We start from the raw sequence: 7,484 nt of genomic DNA on the forward strand, positions 1-7,484 counted from the left end.
CCGAGGGTTCCAGTCCGGTCGCCAAGGACGTGCTTGCCGCCTGGAACGCGATGAACACCAGTGACGGCCTGGTCGGCTATCTCGACTCTGCGACTCCGTCGATGGGCGATGCGATGTTCCCCGCCCTGCAATCGCTGCTCGGAGGCCAGACGAAACCCGCGCAGACCGCAGAGGTCATCCAGGGCAATTGGGACAAGTACTACGGGAAGAAGTGACGTGATCTCACGAGAACCACACCGGAGCCAGGCGAAGGCAGGCACACGATGAGTGCGCTCGCCACCCGGCCCGCCCGGAGTGCCGGGGCCTCGCTTGCGGGGCCCCGGCACGTCCCCTATCTGTATCTCCTCCCCGGCCTCCTTCTGGTGGGCGCCTTCGTGCTGTATCCGCTGGGACGCACCCTGCAGGTGTCCTTCACCGATTGGAATGGAGTCACCCCGCCGAACTTCATCGGCGTCGAGAATTACATCGAGATCCTGACCGATCCGGTGCTGAGATCGCTGTTCTTGCATGCAGCAGTGCTGATCTTCTTCTATGCGCTCCTCCCGATCGCTCTTGGCCTTCTCATCACGTCCGTCCTCGCGCGCTGGAGTGTGCGAGGGATGACCGTGTACCGCGCCGTGCTCTTCGTCCCGCAGGCGATCTCGATGGTCGTCGTGGCGATCGCATGGCAGTGGGTGTTCGCCTCGACCGGGATCCTCAACCAGCTCCTCTCTTTGTTCGGGAACGACGTGACGACAGCATGGCTCGGCAGCTTCGAGTGGGCTCTTCCCGCTGTGGGCCTCACCGGCACCTGGCGTCAGATCGGGCTGTGCATGGTGCTTTTCCTCGCCGGCGTGCAGAAGATCGATCCCGCGCTGTACGAGGCAGCGCAGCTCGACGGGGCAAGCGCATGGCACGAGTTCCGCTACGTGACGCTGCCCGGGCTGCGGGCCGAGGTGGCGGTCGCCCTGACGCTCACGGTGACGGCGGCGCTCAAGTCCTTCGACCTCGTCTATCTCATGACGAAGGGCGGTCCTGGCACGAGCACATCCGTCCCCGGGTATGAGATCTTCGCCCGTGCCTTCAACCGCGGCGAGATCGGGTCCGCGGCGTCCCTCGGCGTGACGTTGACGCTTGTCATCGTGCTCGTCGCCTTCGCGATCGAGCGGTTCAGGAGAGAGCCATGACACAGGTCCAGGAACGTACCACGCGAGGCAGCATCGACAGGCGCAGGAGGTCCGATGGTGGCGGCGGACGAAGGGCCCCTCTCGGTGCCCGCGTCACCTCGCATGTCATCCTTGGCTTGTTCTCGCTCTTCACGCTGCTGCCTTTGCTGAGCATCTTCCTCATCTCGCTGTATCCCGACACCCAGGTGGTCCGCGGCCTCGCCCTGCCCGAGTCGCTCGACTTCAGCAACTATGCGCGTGCGTGGGATATCGCGAACTTCTCGGTGCTGATGAAGAACAGCGTCATCGTGGCAGTCTTCGTGGTTCCGATCGCGGCGTTCATCTCGATCCTCGGCGGGTATGCATTCGCCACGATGCGATTCCGAGGAAGCGGCGTGCTGTTCCTGCTGTTCCTGCTCGGACTGCTGCTGCCCTACGAAGCACCGATTGTGCCCTTGTACTACGATCTCAATTCGCTTGGGCTGACCGGGTCGCCCTTCACCCTGATCGTTCCCGAGATCGCGCTGTTCCTCAGCTTCGGGATGTTCTGGATGCGCGCCGCGTTCGGGGAGGACTCGCGCACGCTCATCGAGGCAGCCCGAATCGACGGGGCGGGCTCCTGGACCACGCTGTGGCGTGTGCTCGTGCCCTCGGTCATGCCTGCCATCGTGACGCTCCTGGTGCTGTTCTTCATGTGGAGTTGGAACGAGTTCCTGCTCGCGCTCGTGCTCGCGGGGAGCCCTGACCTCCAGACCGCACCTGCGGGCATCGGTCTGTTCCTCGGAGAGCATGTATCGGACCTGCGTGGGCTCGCCGCAGCAGCGGTCATCATGTCGATACCCGCTCTCGTGGTCTATGTGTTCCTTCAGCGCAGCTTCATTCAGGGAGTGACGTCAGGCGGTGTGAAGGGATGAACGACGCTGCCCACCGCCGCGCTGTAGTCGTGTCTCGAAACGGGATCGACATCGTCACCGAGCTCTTGACGGAGGTCTCCGCAGGACACGCCCGGGTCAAACTGAGTCACGCTGGGATCTGCCACTCGGACATCGCAGCGATCGCCTCGGGCACGATCACCGGTCCAGCACACATCGGCCACGAGGCTTCAGGGGTCGTCGTGGAATCACGCATTCCCGGCCTCGACGCGGGAACGCGTGTCGTGGCGTACGCGACCGATGCGTACGCCACGCACGTCGACGTCCCTCATGATCGCATCGTCGTACTGGATCCCGGGTGTTCGACGCTCGACGCGGCTCTTGCCGAACCCGTCGCCTGCGTCATCGGGGCGATCGAGATGCTACCGCTCGCCGACTGCTCAGAGATCGTTCTGGTCGGGGCGGGGTTCATGGGCCTGCTGGCAGTACGCCACCTGGCATTGCTGGGGCATGCGGTCACGGTCGTGGAGCCGATCGAAGCACGCCGCGCAGTTGCGTTGGGCGCCGGGGCGGTGCGTGCGCTGCATCCGGACTCCGTCCTGTCCGAGTATCCATCCGGAACGGCGATCGTGATCGAGGCGACCGGCAGCGCGGGAGGGCTTGCTCTCGCCGGAGATCTCGTCGCGATCGGTGGCACGCTCGGCATCCTCGGCTACCACCAATCGGAGAATGGCATGCGCACCGTCCCGATGGAACGGTGGAACTTCCGTGCGATGTCGGTGCTGAGCCTTCATCATCGGTCCGCGGAGCGGATGATGCGCTGGATCGACCGCGCACAGCGCTCTGCGGCACAAGGAGGCATCGTGCCATCAGAGTTCGTCGACGCGTACTTCGGTCTCTCGGACGCCGCACTTGCGCTGGCAATGACACCTGCGGATCGAGCGCCGGTGAAGGCCGTCCTCACCTTTCAATGAGCCGCAGGGTCGATACGCTGGAGGGCATGACCGCACTCCGATGGGGACTTCTCGCCGCCAGTGGCATCGCTACGACCTTCGCGACCGCACTCCGCGCTGTGGATCGTCAGATCGTCGCGGTCGGTTCTCGGACACAGGACGCTGCCGACTCCTTCGCCAGGCGTCTCGACATTCCCCGTGCTCATGCATCGTACGAGGCGCTGGTCGCTGATCCCGACGTCGACATCGTGTATGTCTCCACACCTCATCCCATGCATCATGCCAATGCGCGTCTCGCGCTGGAATACGGCAAGCACGTGCTCGTCGAGAAGGCGTTCACTCTCACGCAAGCGCAGGCCGAGGACCTGCGACGTCTCGCGGCAGAGAAGGGGCTGCTCGTGATGGAGGCTATGTGGACCCGCTATCTGCCGCACATGGTGCGCATCCGTCAGATCATCGCAGAGGGCACGCTCGGAGAGATCCGCGCGGTGATGGCCGACCACACGCAGAGCCTGCCCACCGACCCGGCGCATCGTCTGAACGCCCTGGAGCTCGGTGGTGGCGCACTACTGGATCTGGGAATCTATCCGATCTCGTTCATCTGGGATGTGCTGGGAGAGCCGACGAGCATCCAGGCATCCGCCCGTCTGCTCCCGACCGGGGCCGACGCCGAGGTTGCAACGGTCATGAGACACGCTGGCGGGGCGATCTCAACGAGCCTGTCATCCTCTCGAGCTGCCGGTCCGAACACTGCCACAGTCATCGGGACCAAGGCCCGGATCGACATCGATCGGGTGTGGTACTCGCCCACCTCCTTCCGGGTGATCGCGGCTGACGGAACTGTGATCGAGGAGTACAAGTCCGACGTGAAGAGCAACGGTATGCAATACGAGGCACTCGCAGCGGAGCGTCTGATCGCCGAGGGGAACCTGAACGGCGATCTGCTCCCGATCGCCGAGTCCGTCGCGATCATGGGCACGCTCGACGAGATCCGCCGCCAGGTCGGCATCGTCTATCCGGACGTCGACGACGCGCGTCCGGGCGGAGAGGCCCACTGACCATGGCGGAGACGACCGGACGTGTCGCGGTCTACCTCGACTTCGACAACATCGTGATCTCCTGGTACGACCGGGTGCACGGCCGCAACGCCTACGGCAAGGACCGCCAGAAGATCACCGACGACCCGCACGACGCCGAGGTGGCCGAGCGGCTCAAGCAGGCGATGATCGAGGTCGGCGCGATCATCGACTACGCGTCCTCGTTCGGCACGCTGGTGCTCACCCGCGCCTACGCCGACTGGTCGTCGCCGGTGAACGCCGAGTACCGCTCGCAGTTGGTGGCCCGCGCGGTCGACCTGGTGCAGCTGTTCCCCGCTGCGGCGTACGCGAAGAACGGCGCCGACATCCGCCTGGCCGTGGATGCCGTCGAGGACATGTTCCGGCTGCCCGATCTCACGCACGTCGTGGTGGTCGCCGGCGACAGCGACTACGTGCCGCTCGCACAGCGCTGCAAGCGGCTCGGCCGCTACGTGATCGGGGTGGGGGTCGCCGGATCCACGGCGAAGTCGCTCGCCGCGGCCTGCGACGAGTTCGCCACCTACGACTCGCTGCCCGGTGTGGTGCGGCCGAAGAAGGATGCCGCGCCTGCCGGCCAGGCGAAGGATGCCAAGGCGAAGGCCGACCAGAAGCCGGCGACCACGCGTCGCTCGAAGGCCGCTGCCAAGCCCGACGAGCAGGGCGAGGCGACGCTGCTGCTGGAGCGCGCCCTGCAGCTCGGCCACGACAAGGCCGATGCCGACGAATGGCTGCACGCCTCGGCGGTGAAGACGCAGATGCGCCGCATGGACCCGTCGTTCAGCGAGAAGGCGCTCGGCTTCCGCTCGTTCAACGACTTCCTGCGTTCGCGCGACGACATAGCGGAGCTCGAGGAGAGCGGGCACGAGCGGCTGGTGCGCCTGCGCGAGCGGTGAGTCGGGTCAGCACCGGGCGCTACTCTCGAAGCATGGATCACGTGCCCCAGTCCCCGTATCTGCGGGCGCTGGGCGAGCAGCGCACCCGCCTGCATCCGGCGCTGGCCGCCTACTTCTCGGCGATCCCGCGCGGGCAGGTGGGGATCGGCGAGGGCGTCTTCGAGCGCGTCGGCACCCCGCGGCGCTGGCTGTGGCCGGTGCTGCGGATGCTGCAGCGGCACGGCGTCGTGCACGCCGGCTGGCATCGGGACGTCCCCTTCACGGTGCGCAATCGCACCGTCGCAGGCAAGGCCATCGGCATCCGCACCCTGCATCTGCCCGACGGAGACTGGACCATGAAGGATGCCGTGGGCGCACGGCCGCACGGCCGGGTGCTGGACCAGCTCGGCGAGCCGAGCACCCTGGCGGTCGCGTTCGACGTGTCGGTCGACGGCGACGCCCTCGCGCTGCGCAGCAGGGCCATCGGCCTCAGGATCGGCCGGATGCGCGTCACGCTGCCGCGCCTGATCGCGCCGGTCGTGCGGCTGCGGGAGAGCGCCGAGAAGCAGGCGGGCCGCCAGCGGGTCGCGCTCACCGTCGACATGCCGGTGCTCGGACGGCTCTACGAGTACGAGGGCACCTTCGAGTACCGCGTCGAGCCCGAGGGCGGCTGAACGACGACGCGGACGTCGGCCGTCTCTCCGCAACTCCTTTTTTGAACATGTTCATTTCTGCCGTACTCTGAAGAAGGGACGCATCTGAAGGGCGGGACCATGGGCGACGGACGTGTGGTGATCGGCGGGTCGACGGGGTTCATCGGCCGGCACCTGGAGCGGAAGTACCGCGCCGAGGGGCGCGAGGTCGTGACGATCTCGCGCACGGGTGCGGATCTCGGCTGGGCGGATCAGGCGGGCATCGACGCCGCCGTGGATGGCGCGAGCCTCGTCGTGGGACTGGCGGGCAAGAGCGTCAGTTGCCGGTACACGCCCGCGAACCGTGCCCTGATCCTCTCCTCCCGTCTGGACACGACCGCAGCGCTCTCCACCTCGATCGGCAGGGCCGCCGCTCCCCCGCGGCTGTGGGTCAACTCGTCCACCGCGACGATCTACCGGCATGCCGAGGACCGTCCGCAGACGGAGGTCGACGGCGAGCTCGGCACCGGATTCTCCGTCGAGGTCGCGAAGTCCTGGGAGAAGGCCCTGTTCGCCGACGATCTGCCCGCCACGCGGCGAGTGGCGCTGCGCACGGCCATCGTGCTGGGCGACGGCGGCGTGCTCGGCCCGCTCCGCGCGCTCGCCAGGATGGGACTGGGCGGCACCCAGCTCGACGGCCGGTGGCCCGTGACCCGCGCCCGCCGCGCCGCAGGCACCGCGCACTTCCCGGGCGCCCGCGGCGGACGGCAGCGGTTCAGCTGGATTCACGTCGATGACGTCACGGGCATCATCGACTTCCTGGAGCAGCATCCGGAGCTCGACGGGCCGGTCAACGCTGCCACTCCCCACCCGGTCGACAACCGGGCGTTCATGGCGGCGGTCAGGCGTGCGCTCGGCGTGCGCTTCGGCCCGCCCACGCCGAGGTGGATGCTGGAGATCGGCGCCTTCGGCATCCGCACCGAGACGGAGCTGATCCTGAAGAGCCGGTGGGTGCTGCCGGGCAGGCTCACGACCGCCGGCTACGCGTTCCGGCATCCGGACCTGGACGAGGCGCTGCGCGCGTCAGGCCTCGGGACCTGAACCGGCCTCTGATCCTGACGGACCCGAGTCGGACGAGGGGCGCTCGCGCTCGCGCTTGCGCTTGGCGATCTCGGCGCGCAGCCGCTCCTCCTCGATCTCGCGCTCGAGATCGGCGAGCTGCTGCTCGGTGGTGCGCGTGTCGACGGGAACCGCGGGAGCGGTCGGCTGCGGCGGGTAAGCGGTGCGATCGCGAGCGGGCCGCTGCAGACGGATGCCGCCCTCGGGATACTCCCGCCCGATGCCGAACCACAGCACGCTGCCGACGAACGGCAGCAGGATCACCAGCAGCAGCCAGACGAACTTCGGCATGTACTTCACCTGGAAGTCGTCGCGCCGGATGATGTCCACCAGCGCGAACACCATCAGCGCCAGGACGAGCAGCGAGACCAGGTAACCCATGCGCTCAGAGTAGCCGACGCGGCATCGCCACCGGGCGACCCCGGCCGGTCACTCCTCGCCCGTGGCGACGGGAAGCCCGGGCGTGTTCGACCATGCGCTCCATGATCCCGGATACACCGTCACCTCGCGGCCGGCGAGCTCACCGGCCAGCGCCAGCTGCGCAGCGGTGATCCCCGAGCCGCAGTATGCCGCGATCGGTATGCTGCCGTCGGCGCCCGCCTCGTCGAACGCCGCCGCGATCTCGGATGCCGGCCGGAAGCGGCTGTCCTCGGTCAGCATCCGCGTGATCGGCAGGTTGCGCGCGCCCGGGATGTGTCCGGGGATCGGATCGAGGGGTTCGGTCTCCCCTCGATAGCGCTCGCCCGCACGGGCATCCAGCAGCACACCCGTCTGCGGCCAGGCCGCGGCACCCTCGGTGTCGATCGTCCCCGCGG

The 7,484-nt window shown here is 67.5% G+C and carries 10 protein-coding genes (1 of these 10 running past the window's edge); 8 read left to right on the plus strand and 2 right to left on the minus strand.

The features are described 5' to 3' along the window. The 8 genes from BGN97_RS10460 to BGN97_RS10495 all read left to right on the plus strand — a co-directional run. A protein-coding gene (locus BGN97_RS10460; protein WP_292701024.1) for an extracellular solute-binding protein crosses the window boundary here: on the plus strand, positions 1-215 show its final stretch. It extends 1,162 nt beyond the left edge of the window; only the last 215 of its 1,377 coding nucleotides appear in the window; its start codon lies off the left edge, out of view; the stop codon is at positions 213-215. Positions 216-263: 48 nt separating this feature from the next. After that, positions 264-1,166 (plus strand): sugar ABC transporter permease, encoded by a 903-nt coding sequence (locus BGN97_RS10465; RefSeq protein WP_292701027.1) that lies wholly within the window; start codon positions 264-266, stop codon positions 1,164-1,166. Positions 1,167-1,282: 116 nt separating this feature from the next. Continuing rightward, a complete protein-coding gene (locus tag BGN97_RS10470; RefSeq protein ID WP_292701030.1) occupies positions 1,283-2,059 on the plus strand; it encodes a carbohydrate ABC transporter permease in 777 nt (258 codons plus the stop codon). Continuing rightward, positions 2,056-2,991 (plus strand): alcohol dehydrogenase catalytic domain-containing protein, encoded by a 936-nt coding sequence (locus BGN97_RS10475; RefSeq protein ID WP_292701033.1) that lies wholly within the window; start codon positions 2,056-2,058, stop codon positions 2,989-2,991. The genes BGN97_RS10470 and BGN97_RS10475 overlap by 4 nt, the downstream gene beginning before the upstream one ends. A 26-nt stretch (positions 2,992-3,017) precedes the next feature. Then, the gene (locus BGN97_RS10480; protein ID WP_292701036.1) at positions 3,018-4,028 is read left to right on the plus strand and encodes a Gfo/Idh/MocA family oxidoreductase; all 1,011 of its coding nucleotides are present in this window, start codon (positions 3,018-3,020) and stop codon (positions 4,026-4,028) included. A gap of 2 nt (positions 4,029-4,030) precedes the next feature. After that, the gene (locus tag BGN97_RS10485) at positions 4,031-4,939 is read left to right on the plus strand and encodes an NYN domain-containing protein (RefSeq protein WP_292701039.1); all 909 of its coding nucleotides are present in this window, start codon (positions 4,031-4,033) and stop codon (positions 4,937-4,939) included. Positions 4,940-4,971: 32 nt separating this feature from the next. Beyond that, complete coding sequence (locus BGN97_RS10490) at positions 4,972-5,592, plus strand: DUF4166 domain-containing protein (RefSeq protein ID WP_292701042.1); 621 nt, start codon at positions 4,972-4,974, stop codon at positions 5,590-5,592. Between the two features lie 99 nt (positions 5,593-5,691). Then, positions 5,692-6,651, plus strand: coding sequence for a DUF1731 domain-containing protein (locus BGN97_RS10495; protein ID WP_292701045.1), 960 nt, complete (start codon positions 5,692-5,694; stop codon positions 6,649-6,651). On the opposite strand, the gene BGN97_RS10500 is transcribed toward BGN97_RS10495, so the two are convergent. Next, on the minus strand, positions 6,634-7,050 hold the full coding sequence (locus tag BGN97_RS10500; RefSeq protein WP_292701048.1) for a PLD nuclease N-terminal domain-containing protein: 417 nt from the start codon (positions 7,048-7,050) through the stop codon (positions 6,634-6,636). The two genes, BGN97_RS10495 and BGN97_RS10500, sit on opposite strands and share 18 nt — an antisense overlap. Before the next feature lie 48 nt (positions 7,051-7,098). After that, on the minus strand, positions 7,099-7,484 hold a 386-nt coding region (locus BGN97_RS10505; protein WP_292701052.1), incomplete at its 5' end, for a rhodanese-like domain-containing protein.

Origin of the sequence: Microbacterium sp. 69-10, assembly GCF_001897945.1 — a bacterium.
In the GTDB taxonomy this organism is placed as follows: domain Bacteria; phylum Actinomycetota; class Actinomycetes; order Actinomycetales; family Microbacteriaceae; genus Microbacterium.

Coding starts and splice junctions, on each gene's coding strand:
- BGN97_RS10490 (WP_292701042.1), top strand. CDS start 4,972: ATGGATCACGTGCCCCAGTCCCCGTATCTGCGGGCGCTGGGCGAGCAG.
- BGN97_RS10465 (WP_292701027.1), top strand. CDS start 264: ATGAGTGCGCTCGCCACCCGGCCCGCCCGGAGTGCCGGGGCCTCGCTT.
- BGN97_RS10500 (WP_292701048.1), bottom strand. CDS start 7,050: ATGGGTTACCTGGTCTCGCTGCTCGTCCTGGCGCTGATGGTGTTCGCG.
- BGN97_RS10480 (WP_292701036.1), top strand. CDS start 3,018: ATGACCGCACTCCGATGGGGACTTCTCGCCGCCAGTGGCATCGCTACG.
- BGN97_RS10485 (WP_292701039.1), top strand. CDS start 4,031: ATGGCGGAGACGACCGGACGTGTCGCGGTCTACCTCGACTTCGACAAC.
- BGN97_RS10475 (WP_292701033.1), top strand. CDS start 2,056: ATGAACGACGCTGCCCACCGCCGCGCTGTAGTCGTGTCTCGAAACGGG.
- BGN97_RS10495 (WP_292701045.1), top strand. CDS start 5,692: ATGGGCGACGGACGTGTGGTGATCGGCGGGTCGACGGGGTTCATCGGC.